Below are 1433 nucleotides of genomic sequence, written 5' to 3' on the forward strand. Positions count from 1 at the left end.
CGGTAGTTCGTTAAATCCGGAGGTAGAGGTCGATGCCGTGTCCGGTGGTGACCGCGTCGATCAGGGCCTGGAGCTCATGGGGTGGTTCCGTGTCCGTCCATGCTTGCCACCATCGGGTGAGGGTGATGGCTGGGGTGAGCCAGGACCGGATGGCGCGTAAGGCCCTGGGCCAGCAGGGCTGTTGGGCCTGGTGGGGTATGTCTGGTCCCCCTCTCTGGCCCCTCCTCGGGACAGGGGTCCGGCGCGGTGGCATCCAGCGGTCCGGGTGGAGCGAACCATTGGTCCCAGCAGAATGAGAAGGCACAGTTGACCAGGGTCTGGTGGCGGCGGATGGCGCGGTCGGAGCGGACCTGGAAGTCGGCCCAGCCCAGTTCGTCCTTGATCTGTTTGTAGCTCTGCTCGATCCACGGTCGCAGTCCGTAGAGGCGGACGATCTCGGCGAGGTCGGCCGGCGGGTGCGGACTGGCCGTGGCGTGGGGTGCGTCGGGGTGGGGAAGGTTGGTGGCCAGGTACCAGGTGGCTTTCTCCGGCAGCCGGGCTGGGTCGGTGGTGGCCACGACCAGTCGGCAGGGTGAGTCGGGGCCGTATCCGCCCAGGCGGGCATCGGCGGCCCACCAGGTCTCGGTGTGCCCGTCGCGGAAGTGACGCTCCACGGGCGTCCAGTCCCCGGGATGCTTGGCGTCGCGCCAGGTCAGGGCGTGGGCGGCGTCGATGGGGGTGTGCGGCTGGTCGGCCGGAGCCCAGGTGCCGCGGTGCGGCTTGAGCGCGACCACGTAGGCCAGGCCGGCCTCCCGTAGTGCGAGGTACCAGTCGTCGCTGACAGAGTAGGCGCAGTCGGCGACGACGGCCCGACAGCCGAAGCCCGCCTCCTTCCCGCGGGCCGCGAGAGCAGCGGCCAGCTGCGGTTTGGTGCGGAAGGCCGGGTCGGAGCGGCCGCGGGCGAAGTGGTGGGCAGGGGTGTAGGGAGTCGCGTGCAGCGGGTAGTACACGCGGCCGTCGGTCCACACCGTGGTCACCGTGACGATGCCGTTGTCCGTCTTGCCCAGCCGGCCCAGCCACTGCCGGCCCACGTGCGCGGTCGCCGTCCCGTCCTTGCGGTCCCCCGAGTCGTCGATCACGATGACCCCGCCGTCGTGCGGAGCCGTCGCCGGCTGATCGCGCAGCAGCTCAAGCCGCCGGTCGTTGACCTGCTCGGCTTCCCAGGGCGACTCGGACAGGAAGAACTGCAGCCGCTGCACCCCCGGCATCCCCGCACCTGCCACCGGTTCCGCCCCTGCCAGGCAGGTGATCGTCTTGTTCCGCTCCCGCGGCGCCAGCAGCCCGGTCAGGTACTCGCGAAACCCTCGCCGCTGGGCCAGGCTGAAGAAGAGGTCGTCGAACCGGGCCGCGTAGTCCTCCAACGGCCCCGGCGCGGGCGGACACGGACGGCGAGC

General features: G+C 70.8%; 1 protein-coding gene. It reads right to left on the reverse strand.

The window, feature by feature from the left end:
* Positions 1 to 74: 74 nt before the first annotated feature.
* A partial coding sequence (locus AC07CM_RS50970) for an IS701 family transposase (protein ID WP_478883372.1) occupies positions 75 to 1433 on the reverse strand: 1359 nt, incomplete at its 5' end.

Source organism: Streptomyces sp. NPDC044061, assembly GCF_056434305.1.